13 protein-coding genes and 1 pseudogene are annotated in these 23,920 nt (G+C 41.3%); 9 read left to right on the forward strand and 5 right to left on the reverse strand.

Features of this window, described 5'->3' with window-relative positions; translation table 11 throughout:
- Positions 1–584: 584 nt before the first annotated feature.
- The gene (locus tag ABDV70_RS04370; RefSeq protein ID WP_343595718.1) at positions 585–1,421 is read right to left on the reverse strand and encodes a helix-turn-helix transcriptional regulator; all 837 of its coding nucleotides are present in this window, start codon (positions 1,419–1,421) and stop codon (positions 585–587) included.
- Between the two features lie 185 nt (positions 1,422–1,606).
- Between ABDV70_RS04370 and ABDV70_RS04375 the strand changes: the two genes are divergently transcribed.
- The 3 genes and pseudogenes from ABDV70_RS04375 (at position 1,607) to ABDV70_RS04385 (ending at position 7,992) form a co-directional block, all read left to right on the forward strand.
- Positions 1,607–6,709, forward strand: coding sequence for an ESPR-type extended signal peptide-containing protein (locus ABDV70_RS04375; protein ID WP_343595720.1), 5,103 nt, complete (start codon positions 1,607–1,609; stop codon positions 6,707–6,709).
- 136 nt (positions 6,710–6,845) lie between these two features.
- Positions 6,846–7,178 (forward strand): annotated as a pseudogene (gene bamE / locus ABDV70_RS04380) (outer membrane protein assembly factor BamE); the annotation flags it as partial.
- Between the two features lie 202 nt (positions 7,179–7,380).
- Complete coding sequence (locus ABDV70_RS04385; RefSeq protein WP_343595722.1) at positions 7,381–7,992, forward strand: class I SAM-dependent methyltransferase; 612 nt, start codon at positions 7,381–7,383, stop codon at positions 7,990–7,992.
- 239 nt (positions 7,993–8,231) lie between these two features.
- Here the strand turns inward: ABDV70_RS04385 and pta are convergent, their stop codons facing one another.
- Together pta and ABDV70_RS04395 are read right to left on the reverse strand one after the other, a co-directional pair.
- Positions 8,232–10,391: a phosphate acetyltransferase gene (gene pta / locus ABDV70_RS04390; protein WP_343595724.1), complete on the reverse strand. Its 2,160-nt coding sequence runs from the start codon at positions 10,389–10,391 to the stop codon at positions 8,232–8,234.
- A gap of 38 nt (positions 10,392–10,429) precedes the next feature.
- Positions 10,430–11,629 carry an acetate kinase gene (locus ABDV70_RS04395; protein WP_343595726.1) on the reverse strand — a complete coding sequence of 400 codons (1,200 nt, stop codon included), beginning with the start codon at positions 11,627–11,629 and terminating at the stop codon, positions 10,430–10,432.
- Positions 11,630–12,396: 767 nt separating this feature from the next.
- Here ABDV70_RS04395 and edd point away from each other — a divergent pair.
- The 5 genes from edd (at position 12,397) to ABDV70_RS04420 (ending at position 18,722) form a co-directional block, all read left to right on the forward strand.
- Positions 12,397–14,244, forward strand: coding sequence for a phosphogluconate dehydratase (gene edd / locus ABDV70_RS04400; RefSeq protein WP_343595728.1), 1,848 nt, complete (start codon positions 12,397–12,399; stop codon positions 14,242–14,244).
- Positions 14,245–14,273: 29 nt separating this feature from the next.
- Positions 14,274–14,903 carry a bifunctional 4-hydroxy-2-oxoglutarate aldolase/2-dehydro-3-deoxy-phosphogluconate aldolase gene (gene eda / locus ABDV70_RS04405; RefSeq protein ID WP_343595730.1) on the forward strand — a complete coding sequence of 210 codons (630 nt, stop codon included), beginning with the start codon at positions 14,274–14,276 and terminating at the stop codon, positions 14,901–14,903.
- A gap of 155 nt (positions 14,904–15,058) precedes the next feature.
- Positions 15,059–16,420, forward strand: a complete 1,362-nt coding sequence (locus ABDV70_RS04410) for a gluconate:H+ symporter (RefSeq protein WP_343595732.1) — start codon at positions 15,059–15,061, stop codon at positions 16,418–16,420.
- A gap of 16 nt (positions 16,421–16,436) precedes the next feature.
- On the forward strand, positions 16,437–16,958 hold the full coding sequence (locus tag ABDV70_RS04415; protein WP_343595734.1) for a gluconokinase: 522 nt from the start codon (positions 16,437–16,439) through the stop codon (positions 16,956–16,958).
- A 135-nt stretch (positions 16,959–17,093) separates the two neighbouring features.
- A complete protein-coding gene (locus ABDV70_RS04420; RefSeq protein ID WP_343595736.1) occupies positions 17,094–18,722 on the forward strand; it encodes an NADP-dependent glyceraldehyde-3-phosphate dehydrogenase in 1,629 nt (542 codons plus the stop codon).
- 115 nt (positions 18,723–18,837) lie between these two features.
- Here ABDV70_RS04420 and ABDV70_RS04425 read toward each other — a convergent pair whose 3' ends face one another.
- Together ABDV70_RS04425 and nagZ are read right to left on the reverse strand one after the other, a co-directional pair.
- Complete coding sequence (locus ABDV70_RS04425) at positions 18,838–20,103, reverse strand: glutamate-5-semialdehyde dehydrogenase (protein WP_343595738.1); 1,266 nt, start codon at positions 20,101–20,103, stop codon at positions 18,838–18,840.
- A 155-nt stretch (positions 20,104–20,258) separates the two neighbouring features.
- Positions 20,259–21,287: a beta-N-acetylhexosaminidase gene (nagZ, locus tag ABDV70_RS04430; protein WP_343595739.1), complete on the reverse strand. Its 1,029-nt coding sequence runs from the start codon at positions 21,285–21,287 to the stop codon at positions 20,259–20,261.
- A 242-nt stretch (positions 21,288–21,529) separates the two neighbouring features.
- On the opposite strand from nagZ, the gene ABDV70_RS04435 reads away from it, so the two are divergent.
- Positions 21,530–23,725: a carboxy terminal-processing peptidase gene (locus ABDV70_RS04435; protein WP_343595740.1), complete on the forward strand. Its 2,196-nt coding sequence runs from the start codon at positions 21,530–21,532 to the stop codon at positions 23,723–23,725.
- Positions 23,726–23,920: the final 195 nt, after the last annotated feature.

The raw sequence follows: 23,920 nt of genomic DNA on the forward strand, positions 1-23,920 counted from the left end.
CACTAAAACGGATATTGCTCTATGACCCAGAAAAATCTTGCTGAAAATATCATACATATTTACCAGAAACATGGCAGAGTATGGACAGATTTACGGGGAGTTTTTATCAGAATATCTAAAAAATAATCATCAAAAATTTTGTAGCCGAAATATCTAAAAATCAGCTTATGTTCATTTAATGCCATCTATCATGATCATTTTAACAATGAAGAGTACTTGGATAATTCATGGTGTATTTGTTCAAAATGAATTTTTGACGATATATGTAAGACAAACTTTAATAAAAAATAGGATTGAATTTATATACAAATAGTGTGATATAAATCACTTTATGTAATTAAAGTGAATTTTGCTTCATAAAAAATAATTAAAAATGAGGGATGTTGGTGAATTGAATATATCATTTTTATCGATACCGTTGATAACGGGAAAAGATAAATCGTATAAATAAGGTGGTGTTCAAATCTTTACCAATTGTTATGTTAAATATTTTATTAAATATGTTTAATTAATGTTAATTTTATTTGCAGACTAAGATAGTCAATAACATTTGATCGATTAAAAGTAAAAAATTTGACATGAGTTTAGTTTACATTTTTGATTATTTTTGAAAAATAACCGATATCATTGTACCCACACAACTTAGCGATGTCTTTAATTTTTAAATTGTTATAAATCAGTAGTTTTTTTGCTTCTTTGAGTTTCATGTCTTTGATGTAGGTTCCAATGGTTATCCCCATTTTATCTTTAAATTCTTGCCTTAGATAAGATTCATTTGTTCCAGCCAATTTTGCTAGGTCATTAATAGAAATATCCATAAATGGATCATGATGAATAATATCTAAAATATTATCAATTTTATTTTGATATATTTTAACATCTTGTATGGATAAAATATTTGAACATAAGTTTAAAACCAGACATTCAAAATCTAAAAAATTAAAGTTATTAATTGTTTTAAATCTTAATATTTCCATTATGATCATAATGATTTTTTTTTGACTTATATTTATTGATAATTGATTTGTTTCTTCTGATAATAAAAAATCTAAATCTATCCATTTAGGTATTTTAAAATAATTCTCCCATTTGTTTAATATGTTTTTAGGGATTTGTATTAATAAACTATACTCATTAAAAGTATCATTTTTTTGATTTATATTTAGATGCTCTGTTTGGTTTTTATTAGATTTTTGATAAATTTTTTCTGAAAATATAAATTCGGATGTGATAGGGTGAAATGATGGTGTGTAATCTGAACTTATTGTTAAGTATAAATTTATTTGTTCTTTTTTATCATTGATATAGTTCTCTTTTACATCGATATCTTGGGAGGAGTAAATCCTATGTACAATTATTCCATTGCTTAATTCAATCGTATCAATATTTCTTTTTATAATTTTTTCAGGAGGAAAAGTCACGGTTGCAGCCCCGTATTTTAATTACAGTAATAATTGAGCGTGAATTTTATTCACTATATCTACTTAGATCAATTGCGAATAAATTTTATTTTTATGAATAAAATTTAAATATGATAACTACATCTACTAATTTTATTTTTTTACGTTATTTTAGCGATCTAATTTTATACGAATAGAGCGTTGTTGTGAAAATAAATCATATTTATAAAGTTATATGGAATGTCTCACTTGGAATATGGGTTGCAGTATCTGAAATTGCTAGAGGTAATAAAAAGACAAAAGTGGGTACTGTAATAAAAACTATTAGTATTATTACTTTTTCCTCGAATGCTTTTGCTGGATATGAGGCTTCTGATAACGGTACTGCAACGACCTCTATTAACTGTACAACCACAGCAACAGCAAGTGTTAATACGAATACATTAACTGGTGGTGCAAAATCTACTAATTCATTGGCTTTAGGAAATACTGCCTGTGCACCGACAACATCAAGTATTGCTATAGGTTCAAATTCTTCGACATTTAATCCAACAAATTCAGCATCAAATCAGTCTATTGCGATTGGGGCAGAATCGTGGGCGAGTGGTGACCAAGCAATCTCATTAGGTGCGAATACACGTGCATCGGGTAATTCATCTATTGCTATTGGTGGCGATGATGTTCGGCAAGTCGTGAATGGTATAGATGCAAAATCAGGAAAAACTATAGGAGCACTTTATGCTGCTTTAACTGGAGATACTTTAAACCCTAATGACTTTACACCAACCACAGCAAGTGGTGGTGCATCAATGGCTTTGGGAATGCAGAATCAGGCAAGTGGTGCATTTGCTACGGCAATGGGTACTCGCTCTTTGGCGAGTGGTTTAGCAAGTATTGCATTAGGGACGCATACCCAAGCTTTAGGTGATGGTTCTCTTGCATTTGGAGCAACCGCAATTGCAAATGGATATCGTACTATTGCGTTAGGAAGTAATACGAATGTCAATGGAGATTATAGTGTAGCCATTGGTGGTGATACATCCGTGTTGGCAAAACAAGGCGTAGCGATTGGAGCTGGTTCAACTGTTAACCATAATGGTGGTGTAGCGATTGGCTATCAAAGTGTTGAAAATACTTTGGCTGGAGTAGCTGGTTATAATCCAAATTCTACGACGCTAACGACTCCAGCATGGCAGTCTACTGCCGCTGCACTTGCAGTCGGTGATGTATCTAACGGGATTACACGTCAGATTACAGGTGTTGCAGCAGGTAGTGCGGATACTGATGCGGTAAACGTCGCACAGTTAAAAGCAACCCAAAATATGACGAATACTGCACAAGCAACAGTGAATAAAGGCATTAAATTTGGTAATGGCGGTGGTGCCAACCAATATGCTTTAGGCGACACCATCAATGTTAAAGGTGACAGTAATGTCACTAGCACCACTACAACAGATGGCGTACAACTTGGTTTGGCGAAGAACATTAGTGTAGATAGCATCAATGCGGGTGGCAGCAAGCTAGACAGTAATGGTTTAAGCTTTGTGGATAACACAGGTGCAGCACTTGCCAATAGCCCAGTGATCTCGGCAGCAGGCATTAATGCGGGTAATCAAAAGATTACAAATGTTAAAGCGGGAGATATTACTGCAACCTCAACGGATGCAATAAATGGTAGCCAACTTTACAACACCGCCAACAATGTTAAAAACATCATGGGTGGTGCAACTACCATTGATGCAACAACAGGTGCAGTCACCACGACAAATATTGGTGGCACAGGGCAAAGCACGGTGAATGATGCCATTCAAAGTGTTAATACCACAGCGAAAGCGGCCAAAACAGAAGTCAAAGCTGGGGATAATATTGATGTCACATCAGCAGTTGACGGTACAGATGGACATACCACATATACAGTGACGACAGCCAAACAAGTTGCCTTCGACAAAGTATCGGTGGGTAATGTTGTTATTGATAAGAACAGCAATGACATTCAAGGCTTGAGTAACACCACATTAGGTGGTACAGGTTTCGCAACGTCAGGTCGTGCAGCGACAGAAGAACAGTTGAACTCGACACAAGGCAATCTTGCGAACCTATTGGGTGGTAATGCAACCAATAATGGCGGCACTGTCAGCATGAGCAACATTGGTGGTACTGGTAAAAACACCGTTGATGATGCGATTGCATCGGTTAAAACTACGACAGACAAAGGCATCAACTTCGGAGATGGAACGAGCAGCAATAATTACAAATTGGGCAACACCATCAATGTTAAAGGTGACAGCAATGTTACCAGTACAACCACAGCAGATGGTGTCCAACTTGGCTTGGCGAAGAACATCAGTGTAGATAGCATCAATGCGGGTGGCAGCAAGCTAGACAGCAATGGTTTAAGCTTTGTGGATAACACAGGTGCGGCACTTGCCAATAGCCCAGTGATCTCGGCAGTAGGCATTAATGCGGGTAACAAAAAAATTACGAATGTAAAAGCTGGAGATATTACTGCAACCTCAACGGATGCAGTAAATGGTGGCCAACTTTACAACACCATCGATAGTATTAAAAACATCATGGGTGGTGCAGCCACCGTTGATGGCACTACACGTGCAGTCACCACGACGAACATTGGTGGCACAGGGCAAAGCACGGTGAATGATGCCATTCAAAGTGTTAATACCACAGCGAAAGCGGCCAAAACAGAAGTCAAAGCTGGGGATAATATTGATGTCACATCAGCAGTTGATGGTACAGATGGACATACCACATATACAGTGACGACAGCCAAACAAGTCGCCTTCGACAAAGTATCGGTGGGTAATGTTGTTATTGATAAGAACAGCAATGACATTCAAGGCTTGAGTAACACCACATTAGGTGGTACAGGTTTCGCAACGTCAGGTCGTGCAGCGACAGAAGAACAGTTGAACGCGACACAGGGCAATCTTGCGAACCTTCTTGGTGGTAATGCAACCAATAATGGTGGCACTGTCAGCATGAGCAATATTGGTGGCACAGGGCAAAGCACGGTGAATGATGCCATTCAAAGTGTTAATACCACAGCGAAAGCGGCCAAAACAGAAGTCAAAGCTGGGGATAATATTGATGTCACATCAGCAGTTGATGGTACAGATGGACATACCACATATACAGTGACGACAGCCAAACAAGTTGCCTTCGATAAAGTATCGGTGGGTAATGTTGTTATTGATAAGAACAGTAATGACATTCAAGGCTTGAGTAACACCACATTAGGTGGCACAGGTTTCGCAACGTCAGGTCGTGCAGCGACAGAAGAACAGTTGAACTCGACCCAAGGCAATCTTGCGAATCTTCTTGGTGGTAATGCGACCAATAGTGGTGGCACTGTCAGCATGAGCAATATTGGCGGTACTGGTAAAAACACCGTTGATGATGCGATTGCATCGGTTAAAACTACGACCGACAAAGGCATCAACTTCGGAGATGGCACAAGCAACCACAACTACAAGTTGGGTGACACCATCAATGTGAAAGGCGACAGCAACGTTACCAGTACCACTACAACAGATGGCGTACAACTTGGTTTGGCGAAGAACATTAGTGTAGATAGCATCAATGCGGGTGGCAGCAAGCTAGACAGTAATGGTTTAAGCTTTGTGGATAACACTGGTGCGGCACTTGCCAATAGCCCAGTGATCTCGGCAACAGGTATTAATGCGGGTAACCAGAAGATCAGCAATGTTGCAAATGGTGTTAACGCAAATGATGCAGTGAATATGAGTCAGTTAAATACCAGCACAGCATCAGCGAAAACAGAAGTTAGAGCGGCAAGTGGTGACCAAAATGTTGCAGTAGCATCACAAACTGCGCAAGATGGACACATGATTTACTCGGTAGGTGTAAATCGAGCGCTCAATTTAGACAGTATTACCTTGCCAAGTACAACAGGTAACGCAACACAATTAACAGCGGATGGATTACATTTTACTGATCAAAATGGTAATGCTACAGGTCCATCTCTATCAGTTAATGGTGTTGATGCTGGAAATGAAAAAGTGACTCATGTGCAAGCAGGTGATGTATCTCAAAATTCAACAGATGCAATTAATGGTAGCCAGCTTTACGGTTTAGGTCAAAATATCACGGGCCTATTGGGTGGTAATGCACTTTACTTAGGTAATCAGATTACTTGGACAAATATTGGTGGTACGGGTCAAAACACGATCAATGATGCTATTCAATATGTGAACAGTATGGCAACCAGTGCTAATCAGGGCTGGACTGTTGCAACAGATCATGGTGCAACATCCACAGTGAAGCCTGGTGATACTGTGAATATTAATGGTAATCAGGCCAATGGCATAACTGTTAGCAATGTTGGAAATACGGTGACTGTCGGTCTAAGTGACAAAGTGAATATTGGCAATAAAGTCTCAATTGATGGTACAACGGGTACGATTAATGCTGGTAAAGTGACCATAAATGGAAATACTGGAACAGTCAATGGTTTGAGTAATACAACATGGAATGGTCCAAATAATATTGTATCAGGACAAGCTGCGACTGAAGATCAATTAGCACAAGTTGCACAAAATGCAACAAGCTCTGCAAATGCTGCGAAGACAGAGCTAAAACAAGGTGACAACATTGTTGTAACTTCAGCCAAAGATACAACTGATGGGCATACTGTTTATACTGTAGCAACTGCAAAGGATGTTAACTTTAACAGCGTGGCATCTAATACCGTAAAAACAAATAGTCTTGCGGTTGGTCAGGTGAATATTGACCAAAATGGAATCAATGCTGGTGGTCAAAAAGTAACAAATGTCGCTACGGGCCATGTGTCATCAACATCTACCGATGCGGTGAATGGTTCACAGTTGTATACAACTAACAGCAATATGGCAACTTATTTAGGTGGTGGTTCAACAGTTGATGCAAATGGAACTACAACTGCTCCAACATATAATGTTGCGAATAGCTCTTATAATAATGTAGGTGATGCTTTAGGTGCGGTAGATAAAAGAGTTTCAAATGTTCAGAACAATTTAGATCAGGCATTTACGTATACCAATAATCGTATCAATAAACTGGAAGACAAACTTTCAGCAGGTATTGCCGCAACAGCAGCACTTGAACAAGCACCATTTGTTGCGGGTAAATGGACGTATGCAGCAGGCGCATCTTATTACAATAACCAAAGTGCTCTAGGCGCTACACTCCGTCGCACAGCAGATAACGGTCGTTGGTCATTGACGGGTGGTGTTGCTGGAGGAACGACTGGATCTCCATTGTTCCGTGTTGGTATCTCAGGAGTAATTGACTAATCCATTTTGAATAGAGCAAATAAGAGGCATATGAAACGATGTCTCTTATTTAAATATCTGAAAAATATTACTTATGAGATTGAATTAAATGAAAAAAATATCATTTTTATATAGTGCAGTGATTGGCTTGATCCTAATGCCGTCATCATTTGTTTATGCGGAACCATCGACTGATCCAGAAATTCATTTTCCTGACATTCAGCATAGTTATTTAAAAGAGGTGTTACGTTATGAGTATGGTACAGTGGCTAACCTCAGTACAGGATTAACCAAAGATCAATACCGTCATTTACTGGGGAACCCACAGTTTAGTGAAGGCTTATTCTTTGTACAGACATGGAATTATGTACTCGATATTCGTGTCCCGAACACACAAACTTACCAACGCTGTCAATTAAGAATTGACTTTGATAAGCATGATTTGGGGCAGCGTTTAAGTTGGAAGGAAGAAGAATGTAGTAAATTAATGGACTCGGGAATTAAGCGTTAGAGTCCGACATAAAAATACATTCAAGAAAAGCCTTTGATTTGTAATAATTTGATTTTAATGAATAATTTTACAAAATGAAGGCTTTTCTATGTGTGCTATAAGCATTGCTAATGTATTCTAGGTTGTGGGTAATTTTTATAAAAAACCAAATTTCCAATGGTACTAAAACGGATATTGCTCTATGACCCAGAAAAATCTTGCTGAAAATATCATACATATTTACCAGAAACATGGCAGAGCATGGACGGATTTACGGGGCACATTTTTGTATGAAAAAGTATGGTTAGACCGTTTTTTGCAATTACTACCGACTTCTACTCAAGTACTCGATTTAGGCTGTGGTTCAGGCAGAACAATTGCTGCATATCTGATGAGTCAAGGTTGTCAGTTAACAGGAGTTGATAGTTCTCCTGTGATGATTGAAATGGCGCAACAACAATTTGCTGATCATACTTGGATTCTGGCGGATATGCGTACATTTGAAACACAACAAAAGTTTCAGGGTATTTTAGCGTGGGATAGTTTCTTTCATTTAACCCCGTCAGATCAGCGAAAAATGTTCGCTCAATTTGCCCGTTATGCTGAAACTGGTGCAGTGTTGATGTTCACTAGTGGCCCTGAAAGTGGAGAAGTCATTGGAGATATGTTTGGAGATGCACTATATCATGCCAGTTTATCAGGGCATGAATATCGATCTTTATTGAAGCAATACGGTTTTGATGTTATTCAGGTTGTTTTAGAAGACCTAGAATGTGCTGGTCATACGGTTTGGTTAGCACAGCGCAAAGTATAAAAAGATAAATTTGGATGTTAAGTAGAAAGCATCGACAAGTTCAGGTCTATATTCACTCAAAATATCTATTGTTTATCAGGATAAATAATCACATAGCCATCTGTTTTGAATTAATTCGACTGAATGATGGCTAAAACATGGTTGCCAAATAAGTCTGATTTTTCAGCAATGTTTAGAAATTGATATAAATCTTGTGATCATTCACAGAGGAATAATCACAAGAATAATGATTGAAATGATTAACTAACTTTCACAGCTTTTTCTTCTAATTGTTGCTCTGCCTGAATAGCAGTTAATGCGATAGTAAAGACAATGTCATCAACCAAAGCGCCACGTGATAAGTCATTTACAGGTTTATTTAAACCTTGCAACATTGGCCCAACACTAATGACATTTGCTGAACGCTGAACTGCTTTGTAAGTAGTGTTGCCTGTGTTTAAGTCTGGGAAAATAAACACATTGGCACGGCCTGCAACAGGTGAGTTTGGTGCTTTAGAACGTCCGACACTTTCAACCGAAGCGGCATCATATTGTAATGGGCCATCAATCAATAAATCTGGACGGCGTTGCTGGGCAATTTGAGTCGCCTGAGAAACTTTCTCTACATCGGCACCCGCGCCAGAAGTCCCTGTTGAGTAACTAATCATGGCGATACGAGGTTCAATGCCAAATGCTTTTGCCGAGTCTGCTGATTGAATCGCAATTTCAGCCAATTGTTCAGCCGTTGGGTCTGGGTTAATGGCACAGTCACCATAGACATAAACTTCATCGGGTAACAGCATAAAGAAGATTGATGAAACCAGTGAATATTCAGGCGCAGTTTTAATGAGCTGAAAGGCAGGGCGGACGGTGTTTGCTGTGGTATGTATTGCGCCTGAAACTAGACCATCAACATGGTTTAAAGCCAGCATCATGGTGCCTAAAACGACAGTGTCTTGTAGCTGTTCCGCAGCTTGTGCATCATCGAGTTTACCTTTACGAAGTTCAACCATTGGGGCAATGTATTGCTCACGGATTGTATCTGGATCGATAATTTCTAAATTTTGAGGTAAAGAAAGATTACGTGCTTTGGCAACTTCAATCACAGATTCTGGTTTCGCCAACAAAATACAATCTGCCAGACCACGTGATTGACAAATGATTGCAGCCTCAACAGTACGTGGCTCATCACCTTCGGGTAACACAATGCGTTTTCTTGCAGCAATTGATTTTTGTACCAGTTCATAGCGAAAAGCAGCAGGTGACAGGCGTGGTTTTGCTGAGTTGACGCTGTTTTGATGTAACCAGTCTGGGTCGATGTGGCTTGCTACAAAACGGCAGACGTGTTTGGCACGTTCCAAATCACTTGCAGGTACCTCATTGTTTAAATTGGCTAATCGCTGGGCAGTTTCTAAGGTGTTTAATGGGGTATGTAAAATGGGTAACCCGTGTTGAATGGCCTGATGACAGAAATCTAGCACCTGTGGGGTTGGTGCTTCGCGTTCAGTTAAAACTAAGCCCGCTAAAGGAATGCCTTTTTGTGCTGCAATGGTGCTGGCTAAAATGACATCAATACGTTCCGATGCGCTGATAATCAGTTCACCTGCTACGAACTTATTGAGCTCATGTTCAATGCTCGATGCAATCAGACTACTATGCAAAATACGACGTTGTTCGGCTTCGCCTTGATTGACCCATGTTGCCTGAATGCTTTGGGCTATATCTAAGGTGCGGGGAACGCTAAGTGTATTACTAAAAGGGACAAGACCGATTACAGGCAACTGTTTAGTGCCAATATACCGATTGTGTTGTTGCAATTGTATTGTGAAATTTTGGATTTCCGATTCAAGACGTAAGGTCGTATCAACCGCAACAGGAACTTGTGCTGAGGTTTCAGGCAGACCTTTTGTTCGCATGAGTAGAATGCCAGCAACCCGTTGACTTTCTGCTCCACCAAAATAGCGTAAACTGGCTTCGATTTTTTGTGCTGTTTGCTGTGGTTGGTTTAAGTCCGCTTTGCTGACGAGAATGATTTTGGCATCAAGTGCTTTAGCAAGCTGTGCATTTAACTCATTGGCAAAGTAGTCTTCGGCTGTTGCAACCAAACCTTCAACAATCACAACCTGATGTTGTTTGGCTGTTTCACGATGCAGCCGCACTGCATCTTCGAGTAACTCATCAATTTCATCTGAAGCAACTGCGTTGAGCAAATCTTGATGTGGAATTGAAGCGACAATAGGTGTCTTAAAAAGTTCGTTATATAAAGAAGCCGTCCCGTGGTCTGTGTTGTCCTGACTTTGACTGAATGGCTTTATAAAACCTGCTTTAATCCCGTTGCAGTCTAATGCGTAAATCATTCCTAAACAGGCAGAGGTTAAACCGACACCTTCACCTGTTGGAATTAAAAGTAGGGTATTCATAGAGACACCTAATGCTTTGCTTGTTGTATAAATATTTTTTAAGCAATTTCAGCTTGCTTGATTTGTTGTAACTCTTCTACCACGCATTCAGTTTCTTTGGCAATACGACCTTCCTCATCGGTTGGAATCACCCAGATTTGAGGACCTGTGCCTGCATCAATTCGACCTTCAGTACCACGTTTTAGGGTGTTGTTGCCATCTTTGTCGAGTTTGAAACCGAAGAGATGTAAATAACCAACCGTTTTTTCACGAATATGTGCTGAGTTTTCACCAATTCCACCAGTGAAAATCAAACCATTCAGTGTTGGTAATCCACAGCTAATACCGGCAAGTGATTTTGCAAGCCGATAACAGAACACCTCAATGGCAAGTGCAGCATCTTCATTGCCAGATTCAGAGGCTTCAATTAAGGTACGCATATCATTGGATAAGCCAGATAAACCGAGTAGACCGCTTTGGCTGTTAAGCATACGGTCAATTTTATAAATATCCCAGCCGAGGTTATTGGCAATAAAACTGTGCAAGCTTGGGTCTACGTCACCGCTACGTGTTCCCATTACCACCCCTTCAAGCGGTGTTAGACCCATAGACGTATCAATACTATTGCCGTTCCAGATTGCACAAGTTGAGCTACCATTACCTAAATGTGCTGTGAGCCAGCCACCTTGTTTAAATTGCCCTGCAAGTTCTGAACCGCGTTCTGAGACATAAGCATGACTTGTCCCGTGAAAGCCGTAACGACGGACATTGTGTTCTGTATAAAGAAATTTTGGCACTGCATAACGATAGGCATGGGCAGGCATAGTTTGGTGAAATGCCGTATCAAAGACCGCGATTTGTGGTAGCTCTGGGAACAAACGCATGGTGGCTTCAATTCCGACCAAGTGCGCAGGGTTATGCAATGGCGCAAGAGGCGTTGCATCACGAATACGTTGAATAATAGCAGGCGTGAGTAATTCTGCTTTGGTCAGGGTTCCACCATGAACAACACGGTGTCCAATGGCTTGTGGATTATAATGGGCCAAGCGTCCGAGTAGAATTTCTAGCGCCTGTTGATGATTTGCATTTGGAATATTTAGTTCAAGTGGTTCGCCTCCAGCAGTAATTCCTTTAATGCGGGCATTTTCTGAACCAAGATTCTCTGCAAGTCCATAAATACGATCTTCACGGCGCTCAGACACCAAAGCATATTTAATTGAAGATGAACCACAATTGATTACTAAAATAGCTTTAGACACGTTGTTATTCCCAATTCTAATTTAAAATCTTAATTCTGTTTTGATCTGAGTCGGTACATTGCACAGATCTGATTTCCATATTTTTAACATGGGTTATTTTTTATACCAAGCTAGACTTTAGCACATTAGACTTAAGCACTATCGATCTTATATCTCTATTTAATATCCCGCCAGACTCGTATTTTACATTTTTAATATGTGTTTTTCTTATAAAATTAATCGTTTTTTTATATATGTTTATAGCGGGATTTTAAGTTTAATAAAGCAGATTTTGTATCATTTAAGCGCTATAAATTTAATGTTTTTTGAATGTGATTTTGTTGTTTTGACTCCCCTTTAAACATTGTTTTACAAATTGTATACACAAGCACAATTAAGATAAAACATTAACAGTATGTATTCAGCAATGATGAGTTAAATTGCAATTTGTCCATTTAACTTTAGTGGATAAAGACATTATTTTTATTTTAAAAATATATTTTATATTGTTGATTTGGCATGAATTGTATCGTATTTTTTTGGTATCTATCATCGCCGCATTCATCATTAAATGTTAGGGGTGTTTACTTGGTTGTCAGCCCCTTTGGTCGAGGTGGGGCGCTAATCATTTTTTTAAATCAGACCACTTTTACGAAAATGAGCAGGGGGCTTGCATGTCACTTTACGCCCGAATAGTATTGAGTGTCTCTTTTTTCCAAATGATCTAAAAAGATATATCGTTTATTTGTATTTATTTTACCGGTTTTATCCGGTTGAAAGGAGCGTACATGGTCTTGCCGAATGTTACTCTGGCAAAAGTTACCGAGCGTGTGATTGCACGTAGTCAAGCAACTCGTTCTGCATATTTGCAACGCATTGAACATGCGCAAGGCAAATTTCCTGCTCGTGGTGCATTGTCATGTGCCAATTTAGCTCATGGTTTTGCCAGTATGGATGGCAATGATAAATTAATTATTAAAGTGGGGCGCGAACCAAATATTGGGATTGTGTCTTCATATAATGAAATGCTTTCAGCACATGCACCGTATAAAACTTTTCCAGATTTGATCAAAGCTGCGGCTCGTGAAAATGGTGGTGTTGCGCAATTTGCGGGCGGAGTACCTGCGATGTGTGATGGCATTACGCAAGGTAATGCCGGAATGGAGTTGTCATTATTTTCTCGTGAAACCATTGCAATGGGAACAGCGATTGCTTTGTCACATAACATGTTTGATGCAGCGTTGTGTCTAGGTGTTTGCGACAAGATCGTGCCGGGATTGTTGATTGGTGCTTTGCAATTTGGTCATCTTCCAACCATTTTTGTTCCAGCAGGCCCAATGACCAGCGGTTTGTCAAATGATGATAAAGCCAAAATCCGTCAGCAATTTGCAACGGGTCAGGTGGGGCGAGATGCCTTGCTTGAAGCTGAGTCGGCTGCATATCATGGTCAAGGGACATGTACGTTCTATGGTACTGCGAATAGTAACCAAATGTTGATGGAAGTGATGGGCTTGCATTTACCAAGCGCTGCATTTGTTCATCCACATACGCCATTACGTGATGCTTTAACTGAAGAGGCTGCCAGACGTGTACTCGACTTAACCGTTGAGCGTGGGAACTATACACCGATTGGTCATGTCGTGGATGAAAAGTCGATTGTGAACGGTATTGTGGCATTACTGGCAACAGGTGGTTCGACCAACCATACCTTACATCTTATTGCGATTGCCCGCGCGGCAGGTATTTTGATCGATTGGGATGACTTTGATGAGTTGTCTTCGGTTGTACCATTGTTGGCTAAAGTTTATCCAAATGGTAAGGCGGATGTGAATCATTTCCAAGCTGCGGGCGGGGTTGCTTTTCTCATTCGTAACTTACTGGCAGCAGGTCTATTGCATAACGATGTTACAACTGTCGCTGGTAAAGGTCTGGAACATTACACCAAAGAACCAAAGTTGATTGATGGTCAGTTGACATGGGTTGATAGCGTGGTTGAAAGCCTAGATCGCAATGTATTGCGCAGTTTTGATGAGCCATTCCAGCCTGATGGTGGTTTACGCCTTATGCAAGGGCGTTTAGGTCGTGGTGTCATCAAAATTTCAGCAGTTGCTCCCGAGCATCGCAAAGTGACTGCGCCCGCTATTGTGTTTGATTCTCAAGAAGCCGTTCAGGCTGCTTTTGACCGTGGTGAATTACATCGTGACTTTGTGGCGGTGGTCCGTTTCCAAGGTGCTCGTGCGAATGGTATGCCTGAATTACATCGTCTAACCCCTGTATTGGGTGTGTTGCAAGATCAGGGTTTTCATGTGGCATTAGTAACGGATGGCCGTATGTCTGGAGCCTCAGGTAAGGTTCCAGCAGTCATTCATTTATCTCCTGAAGCGTTGCTCAATGGCCCGATTGGCAAAGTTCAAACGGGTGATGTGCTGGTGATTGATGCTGAAGCTGGTGTGTTAGACATCGAGTTGGATGAACAAGTGTGGCAGTCACGTGCTGTTGCCCAACCACAGCATCAGGCTGAAAACGAAGTTGGCTTTGGTCGTGAGTTGTTTGGTGTGTTCCGCGCGGCGGCTGCACCAGCTGAGCATGGGGCTTCTGTGTTTGGTACATTGGTTGGCGAAGTCGCTCAACCTTAGACTTAAAGAATAAAGGGAATAGAAAAGTCATGATGAAGATTGAAGATGTTGTTCAATTAGGGCCTGTAATTCCAGTACTGGCATTTGATTCTGCTGAACAAGGCGAACAGGTATCGCGTGCGTTGCATACAGGTGGCGTGAAGGTCTTAGAAATCACGTTGCGTACCGCAGCTGGTCTTGCTGCGATTGAGCGTGCGAGTCAGTTGGCTGACGATATTGTTGTTGGTGTAGGTACGATTACCAAGCCTGAGCACTGTGCACAGGCCAAAAAAGCTGGGGCTAAATTTGGTGTGTCTCCGGGCTTGACCAAAGATTTGCATTTGGCGGCACAAGATGCAGGTTTGCCATTATTGCCAGGTGTCATGACACCAAGTGATTTGATTCAAGCCATTGAGTTGGGTTATGACATTGTCAAGTTTTTCCCAGCACAACAAGCGGGTGGTGTGCCAATGCTTCAGGCATTTTATGGCCCATTTCCAAACCTACGCTTTTGCCCTACGGGTGGAATCACAGCAGAGACAGCGCCGAATTTCTTGAAACAACCGAATGTCGTGTGTGTTGGGGGGTCATGGTTAACACCGAAAGCAGCAGTTGCTTCACAAGATTGGGCTGAGATTACACGTTTGGCTCAAATCGCAAGTCAACTACGCATTGTGTAAATGCGGTTTTACAAAGGTCAGAGTTATATCGACGTGACCAATGGATGCTGGGCACACTTAAATATGAAAGTGTCTCAATGATGGGAAATGAGTTGATTGAAGACACTCGTTTGGGGAGTTTGCCCAAGATAGTATAACTCCAGGGAGAAATTGACATGGAAACCGTTCAAGGCGGTATGTTGCTGATCTATACAGTAATTGCGGTTATTGCATTGGTCGTGATGATTGCGAAGTTTAGAATCTATCCGTTTCTAGTGCTTATTATTGTTTCGCTTGGCCTTGCGCTTGCTGTTGGTATGCCAATGGAAGGGATTGTCAAATCATATGAAGCTGGGACAGGAAAAACCTTAGGTCATCTCGCGATTGTGATTGCATTGGGGACCATGCTTGGCAAAATGATGGCCGAGTCAGGTGGGGCAGAACGAATCGCAATCACTTTAATTAAATGGTTTGGCGAAAAAAATGTTCATTGGGCAATGATGTTTATTGCGCTCATTGTTGGCTTGCCTGTATTTTTCGAGGTCGGTTTTGTACTGCTGATTCCAATTGCTTTTAACATTGCCAAAAAAACCGGTAAATCACTTTTGGTGGTGGGATTACCGATGGTTGCAGGATTATCTGTTGTACATGGTCTGATTCCACCGCATCCAGCGGCTTTATTAGCGGTACAGGCTTATCATGCGGATATTGGTAAAACCATTGCTTACAGTTTAGTGGTGGGGATTCCAACAGCAATTATTGCAGGGCCGTTATATGCGCTGTGGATCAACAAATACGTCAAGTTACCTGAGCATAACGTATTGGCGGCACAATTTGTCGAACCAGATTCCAATGCCAGAACCCGCGAACTACCAAGTTTCAGGATTACATTATTTACAATTTTGTTGCCAGTCTTTTTGATGTTAATCGGAAGCTGGGCTGATCTTTTCTTTGCACCAAAAACTTTCCCAAATGACCTGTTGCGTTTCATTGGTACATCTGACATTGCCTTGTTAATTGCAGTATTAGTCAGTTTTATTACCTTTGGTACGATGCAGGGTTTTAACCGTGAGCAGATTGAAAAATTTTGCGGTGGCTGTTTGGCATCTATTGCTGGTATTACGCTGATTGTCGGTGCTGGTGGTGGTTTTGGGGGGATTCTGCGTGACAGTGGTATTTCTGATCAAATTGTATCTACAGCATTACAGGCTAATTTATCCCCGTTGTTATTGGGCTGGTTTGTTGCGGCATTGATTCGTTTGGCAACAGGTTCTGCTACGGTTGCGATGACCACGGCTTGTGGCATTGTCGCGCCGATTGCATCGGCTGCTGGGGGCGTTGTAAGACCTGAACTGCTAGTTTTGGCAACAGGTTCTGGTTCATTGATTTTCTCGCATGTGAACGATGCAGGGTTTTGGTTAATTAAAGAATATTTTGGCATGACCGTGGGTCAAACACTGAAAACATGGTCTGTTTTGGAAACGATTATTTCGGTGTTGGGTTTATCTTTCACCTTGCTGCTTAGTGCTGTTTTGTAATTAAAGGTAGGTAATCATGATTGTGATTGCAATGGGTGTCTGTGGAACAGGCAAAACACGAATTGGTGAGCTGTTGTCGGAACGCTTGGCTTGTGAATTTATTGATGGAGATACACTGCATTCAGCTGCGAATAAAAGCAAAATGCAACAAGGTATTCCATTAACTGATGAAGATCGTATGCCATGGTTGCATGCGATTCGTCAGGTGATTGAAGCAAAACAACGAGGGGGAGAAACAGCGGTCTTGACCTGTTCATCTCTCAAGCGGGCTTATAGAGATATATTGCGTGGTCATGATGAAGATATCCTATTTATTTATTTGAAAGGCTCGTATGAATTATTACAGCAGCGACTTGCTGAGCGAGCTGGTCATTTCTTTAACCCATGTTTGTTACAAACACAGTTAGATACTTTAGAAGAACCAGATATGAATGAAGCAATTGCCATTGATATTGTACTCACACCAGAACAGATAATTGAGCGAATTACCGAGAAGCTAGGGGAGCTGACAGTATGTGCTGGGGGTAACCTCATTTAGAAACGTTATCAAAGTCTTGAGATATTTGCCTTGTGGTATGCAAGGCGGATATCACTAATGGAATTAGTGTTGACATGAACAAGGCCTTATTACCAGTGGGCAAGGTTCGGATATATAAATAAAGGGGCAAGACGAATGAGTCATTCAAATAATTTGAAGCAAAAATTTCCTGTAGCAGACAATATTCCTGAGAGTGTGCGTCTGCCATCCCAAATTCATCAGCGTGTCTCATTGGTGGATGGTGAGCTTAAGGTATGGGATGGTGCAATCAAGACGACATTGTCCCCAATCTGGACTCAGCAGCCAGATGGTAGCTTGCAGCAAGTTGAGCTTGGCAGTTATCCAGTCATGGGCGAGAAAGAAAGTGACGAAGCGTTGGAAGCCGCAGTACGAGCCTATAACAATGGCCGTGGCGTATGGCCAATGATGAAAGTCGCTGAGCGCATTGCCTGTATGCAGAATTTCATTCAGCGTATGGTGGAACAGCGAGACTTGATTATTAAATTAATCATGTGGGAAATTGGCAAGAGCTTAGCTGACTCTGAGAAAGAGTTTGACCGAACTGTCACCTACATGCGTCAAACGATTGATGCCCTAAAAGATCTGGACAATGCCAACTCTCGCTTTGTGATTGCTGAAGGTACTATTGGCCAAATCCGACGTACCCCATTGGGTGTGGTGTTGTGTATGGGGCCATACAACTATCCGTTGAATGAAACCTTTGCAACCTTAATTCCAGCCATGTTGATGGGGAATACCATCGTTTTTAAACCACCTCAATTCGGCACCTTGCTGTTTGAACCATTGTTAGAAGCGTTCCGTGAATCATTCCCGAAAGGTGTGATCAATACCATCTATGCACCTGGTTCTCTGGTAGTTCCACACATGCTAGCATCTGGAAAAATCAATGTTTTGGCGCTGATTGGCTCTAGTACAGTGGCCGATTACTTGAAAAAACAACACCCTAAGTCCCACCGTCTACGTGCAATTTTGGGATTGGATGCGAAAAACGCAGCGATTATTTTGCCAGATGCAGACTTGGATCTAACTGTGAAAGAGTGTCTGTTGGGTGCGTTGTCATTCAATGGTCAGCGTTGTACCGCATTGAAAATGCTGATGGTACATCGCTCGATAGCGGATGAATTTGTGAACCGCTTAACGGCTGAATTGGCTAAACTAAAAGTGGGTATGCCGTGGGAAAAAGGTGTGTCTATTACTCCGTTGCCGGGTATGCATCGCACGACTTACATGACTGAAGTCATTGAAGATGCCGTGGCTAAAGGCGCCAAAGTGGTTAACCCAGCGGGCGGTGAATTCTGCCAAACGATGTTCTATCCAGCTGTAGTTTATCCAGTGACTGAGGGGATGAGACTATATCGTGAAGAACAGTTCGGCCCAGTCGTACCCGTCACTGTTTATGATGACATTGAAACTGTGCTGGAATATGTAACAACTTCTGATCATGGTCAGCAGGTCAGTATTTTTGGTAGCGACCCTGAGCAAGTTGGTCATTTGGTTGACCCGTTAGTTAATCAGGTTTGCCGTGTAAATATTAACTGTCAGTGTCAACGTGGTCCAGATGTGTTCCCATTCGGCGGTCGTAAAGATTCTGCGGAAGGTACATTATCTGTGCATGATGCGCTGCGTGCGTTCTCTATCCGTTCTATGATTGCGGCTAAACAGACTGATGACAGCAAAGGCATGTTGGCTTCTATGGTGTCTGAGCACTACTCTAAATTTGTGAATACCGACTTTATTTTTTAAGTGGTATATGGTTAAAAACCAGCCTTCTGGCTGGTTTTTTATGGCTATAAAATTTGAATAATCAATAAAAAATACCCGATATGCTGATCAGGTATTTTTTGAAATAAGAGCTTGATTATTGACGAATTTGTCCATCGCCAAACACAATCCATTTTTGTGAAGTGAGCCCCTCTAAACCAACAGGGCCACGTGCATGAATTTTGTCTGTTGAAATACCAATTTCTGCACCTAGACCATATTCAAACCCATCTGCAAAACGTGTTGATGCATTAATCATGACTGAGCTTGAGTCAACGCGCGCTAAGAACTGACGAGCCAGAGTATAATTTTCGGTCACAATCGCATCGGTATGGTGTGAACCATATTTGTTGATGTGGCGAATGGCTTCGTCCATGTCTGCAACGGTTTTGACTGCCAAAATTGGACCTAGATATTCAGTGTACCAGTCGTCTTCTGTTGCAGCCTTCACTTGGTCACCTAAAATGGCTTGAACCTCTGGTGAGCCACGTAACTCCACTTGTTTTTCAGCATAGCGTTTCGCAATTTGCGGTAAAAATGTTGTAGCAACATCCTGATGAACCAATAAAGTTTCCATCGCATTACATACGCCATAACGATGTGTTTTTGCATTGTAAGCAATGTCGAGCGCTTTGGTTAAATCGGCTTGTGAGTCGACATAAACATGGCAGTTCCCATCTAAATGTTTAATTACAGGAATACGTGCTTCTTTACTAATACGTTCGATTAAGCCTTTACCGCCACGTGGAATAATGACATCTACATATTCGGTCAGGGTAATCAGTTGCCCGACAGCAGCACGGTCACTCGTTGCAATGACTTGAACAGAAGATTCAGGCAATCCGACTTGTTTTAATGCCTGCTGAATTGCATTTGAGATGGCTTTATTGGACTCTAATGCTTCTGAACCACCACGTAAAATAATGGCATTGCCAGATTTAAGTGCTAAAGACGCGGCCTCTAACGTGACATTTGGGCGAGACTCGTAAATCATGCCCACCACACCTAAAGGCACACGCATTTTGCCCAGTTGAATGCCTGATGGACGATAGGCTAAATCTGTAATTTCACCAATAGGGTCAACCAAGGCAATCACATCTTGCAGACCTTCTAACATGCCTGCAAAGCGTGTGGGAGTGAGTTCTAGTCGATCGAGCAAGGCGCTATCCAGTTGGTTGTCACGTCCTTTTTGCATGTCAATTTGATTGGCTGCCAAAATTTCAGCCTGCTGAGCTTGCAAGCTGTTATAAATGGCTTGTAATGCAGCATTTTTAATTTTGGTTGGCGCACTTGATAAAATCTGAGAAGCTTCTCGTGCTTGTTGTCCAACGGTTTGCATGTATTGTTCGATTGACTGTTGCATCTCGGTAAAATCACTTATTGGATTAGCTTGATAGTAACAGTCTCATCTGAGAAATTGAACTACTTAACAGTATTCTGAAAAAATAAAGGTGAGGAATCAATAAGTCATTTTAGATTTACCTATGATTCACTCACCTTTGGTTTAAAATCAGAAGACTATTTATTGGCGATGGTTTGTTTAAATTGCTCAATGGCATGTTTTGCAGTTTGCCATTCGCTGCCTAATGCCAGTTGCTCACCGATGTCGATATCAGGAATTTTACCACGCATACGTTCTAGACGGGTTTGGTCTGGGAAAGGAAAACCCTCAAGCCCTTGAAGAGCAAGGCTAGCAGCTTCGCGGTCATTACAGACCAGTCCCATATCACAACCTGCTTGTAATGCTGCCTGAATACGTGCATCTGCACCACCCACAACACATGCTGCTTGCATGGTGAGATCATCAGAGAACAGCACACCATTAAATTTCAGTTGTTTACGTAAAATTTCCTGAATCCAGTAGCTTGAGAAACCAGCAGGGTTAGAGTCAACCTGTGGGTAGATGACATGGGCAGGCATCACTGCATCCAGTTCAGGCATTAACTGAATAAAACTTTGCATGTCTTTTTCATAAATTTCTTTGTAGCTGCGCATATCAACCGCAGCGGCCACATGCGAATCTGCTTTTACAGAGCCATGTCCAGGGAAATGTTTCCCTGTGGTTGCCATTCCTGCACGGTGCATGCCTTTCATGAAAGCACCTGCCAGCTCAGGAATATCTTCGACATTTTTGGCAAAGCCCCGATCACCAATCACATCACTGACATCATCAACATCAAGTACAGGCGCAAAGCTAAAGTCGATACCAACTGCCAGAACTTCGGTTGCCATCAACCAACCACACTGTTCGGCAAGAACTAATGCTTGCTCAGGATGCTGTTGGTATAGCTCGCCAAAACGTCCCATGGCAGGTAAAAGTGTAAACCCATTTTTTAAGCGCTGAACCCGTCCACCTTCTTGGTCAACGGCGATCAGAATCTCTGGACGGATACGACGAATATGGTTGGTGAGTGCTCTGACTTGTTGAGGGGATTCGATGTTACGTGCAAATAAAATCAGACCGCCAACTTGAGGGGCTTGTAAAATTTCAATATCTTGCGGAGTCAGCGTTGTCCCAGCAATATCCAACATTAAAGCGCCAATCATAAAAGCTTCCGTCGAGTTAATTTCAAAAATAATTTGGATTTTGCAATGAATTGCTACATTTTGTCAGCACAGAATATGATAAAACTACACGACAGAATATAAATAGATTGATTAAGATCTTGAATCTTATCACATCTGCTCATGATATATTGTTCATGAAAAAATACGATAAACTTGTCTGCACGTCAAAAAACGAGCAGCAATCCAAAATTTGGTGAACTCCAAGGAAGTATGATTAATATATGAAACTTCAAACAATTGCATGTGCAGTTGCATTAGCAACTGGTGGTTTGTTTTTTACCCATGCTATCAACGAGGCTATTGCTGCAACCAATACAGAGTCAGTTGTTAAAAATATACAACCAACACAGGCGCAGAAATTAGTTACTCGCCAACTTGCAACCTTGGTCGATCGCCAGCATTATTTGAATATGCGCTTAGATGCCGACACATCTGGTCGTATTCTTACGATGTATCTAGATAGTTTGGACCCTGACCATACGATGTTCCTTGCATCGGATATTTCAGGCTATAAAAGTAAATATGGGGCAAGTTTAGGCGCTGCATTAAAAGCAGGGGATTTAACACCTGCGTATACAATTCATGCGCAATATCGTGAGCATTTAAAAGAATTCTATAGCTTTATGCTTGCCGAACTGAAAAAACCGCAAAATTTACATCAAAAAGATGTTTATATTGATACAGATCGGGAAAAAGCACCTTATTTTAAAACCTCAGCAGAACAACAAAATTACTGGCGTAAAATGCTGGTTTCCCAGTTGATTAATTTGACGATTAGTAAACAAGAAGATTTGGCAAAACAGGCAGCACTGAAAAAAGATCCGTCATTGGCTGATGGTCAGGATCTTACCAGTTCAGAAGATTTAACGCCTGAGCAGACGTTAACCAAGCGCTATACACGTCAGCTTGAAAGAATTAGTCGTATTAAAAGCGATGATGTTCTCGACAAAATCTTAAATGCGATGACTTTAACGTATGATCCGCATAGTAATTATTTCCCACCTGTGGATGCGATGGAACTGAATCGCCAAACGACTTTACAGTTAGAAGGGATTGGGGTCTCGATTCGTCCTGAACGTGGCAATGAAGACTATACCAAAATTGAAACCATTGTTGATGGTGGCCCTGCAAGTAAATCTGGTCAGGTAAAAGCCGGTGATCGCATTGTTGGGGTTGCCCAAAACGGCGAAAAAATGGTAGATGTGATTGGTTGGTCTAGTCAGGAAATTGTTGGGTTAATCCGTGGTAAACGTGGTACTAAAGTCACCTTGAAATTATTAGGTACTGGCGCACCGATGAGTCAAGCGCGTGTTGTGACGCTTGTCCGTGATGTGATTAAAGAAGATGATCAGGGTGTTCAATCTAGAACGGTAAAAATTACCCGTGATGGCAAACAGCATACATTTGGTGTGATTGAAATTCCTTCATTCTATTTAAATTACCGTGCTCGCCGTGAAGGGACAGATTATCGCTCTGTTGCAGAAGACACTAACAATGCACTCAAAGCGTTGTCTGCTCAAAAAGTCGAAGGAATTATTATCGACTTGCGTAATAACCCAGGTGGTTCGCTAGAAGAAGTTTCAAAAATGATTGGACAGGTGATTAAATCTGGTCCAGTAGTACAGATTCGTGATGGCAATGGTAACGTCAGTGTCTTTGAAGATACCGATGGTGGGCACCAAACCTATACTGGGCCATTGGCTGTTCTAGTGAACTTGGCATCGGCTTCGGCAAGTGAAATTTACTCTGCTGCAATTCAGGACTATGACCGCGGTATTGTGATTGGTAGTACCACAACGGGTAAAGGTACGGCTCAGATTCAACTGGATTCGTTGGCATATGGTCAGGCAACGCTGACACAACGTAAATTTTATCGTATCACAGGTGGTAGTACGCAAAATAAAGGTGTCATTCCAGATGTGAAACTGGTTGATATCTGGAACGACGAGTTCGGTGAGCGTAAAGCGAAGAATGCGTTGAAGTGGGATACGATTCCGACTGCGCCATTTAAGCGTGAAGGTTCAATTAAGCCGTATGTAGCTGCTTTGGATCAACTTTCTGAAAAACGTGTTGTGAAAGATCCACAATTTATGTATTTGGAAAAACGTCGCCAGTTGTCTAAAAAGTCAGATGACGAAAAACGTATTGTGTTGGATATTGATCAGCGTAAAGTGCAACTCCATGATTTGGAACAACAAACTTTGGATGCTGAAAATCAACGCCGTGTAGCGACAGGTTTAAAACCATTTACAAATTGGGAAAGTTATCAGGCTTCTTTGGATGGTTTAGGTGAAGCACGTGCCAAAATGAAAGCTAGTCAGCGTCCTCCTTTACCTGAGGAAGAAGCTTTCGTTCAGGAAGCTGGCAATGTTTTACTTGATTATGCAAAGTTGCAGTCAAATAAACACCCAGAATAAGCATAAAAATCAGCAAAAGGAATCTGCCCAATTGATGGGTGGGTTCCTCATTATATTTTGGTAAAAAAATAAATAACTTAAATAAAAAAATATAGCGCTACTCAATAATGTGATTTAAAAACAACCGCTATCGTAGAAATCTGTAAAATATGAACAAACCCTATTGTTTTTTATAAGAAATAGTTCTTGATCTTA

It is taken from the genome of Acinetobacter sp. (assembly GCF_039596015.1).
Taxonomy (GTDB): Bacteria; Pseudomonadota; Gammaproteobacteria; order Pseudomonadales; family Moraxellaceae; genus Acinetobacter.

Excerpts from the sequence above, each read along its gene's own strand:
- ABDV70_RS04385 (WP_343595722.1), top strand. The coding sequence starts at position 7,381 with ATGACCCAGAAAAATCTTGCTGAAAATATCATACATATTTACCAGAAA.
- pta (WP_343595724.1), bottom strand. The coding sequence starts at position 10,391 with ATGAATACCCTACTTTTAATTCCAACAGGTGAAGGTGTCGGTTTAACC.
- edd (WP_343595728.1), top strand. The coding sequence starts at position 12,397 with ATGGTCTTGCCGAATGTTACTCTGGCAAAAGTTACCGAGCGTGTGATT.
- eda (WP_343595730.1), top strand. The coding sequence starts at position 14,274 with ATGATGAAGATTGAAGATGTTGTTCAATTAGGGCCTGTAATTCCAGTA.
- ABDV70_RS04410 (WP_343595732.1), top strand. The coding sequence starts at position 15,059 with ATGGAAACCGTTCAAGGCGGTATGTTGCTGATCTATACAGTAATTGCG.
- ABDV70_RS04415 (WP_343595734.1), top strand. The coding sequence starts at position 16,437 with ATGATTGTGATTGCAATGGGTGTCTGTGGAACAGGCAAAACACGAATT.
- ABDV70_RS04420 (WP_343595736.1), top strand. The coding sequence starts at position 17,094 with ATGAGTCATTCAAATAATTTGAAGCAAAAATTTCCTGTAGCAGACAAT.
- ABDV70_RS04425 (WP_343595738.1), bottom strand. The coding sequence starts at position 20,103 with ATGCAACAGTCAATCGAACAATACATGCAAACCGTTGGACAACAAGCA.
- nagZ (WP_343595739.1), bottom strand. The coding sequence starts at position 21,287 with ATGATTGGCGCTTTAATGTTGGATATTGCTGGGACAACGCTGACTCCG.
- ABDV70_RS04435 (WP_343595740.1), top strand. The coding sequence starts at position 21,530 with ATGAAACTTCAAACAATTGCATGTGCAGTTGCATTAGCAACTGGTGGT.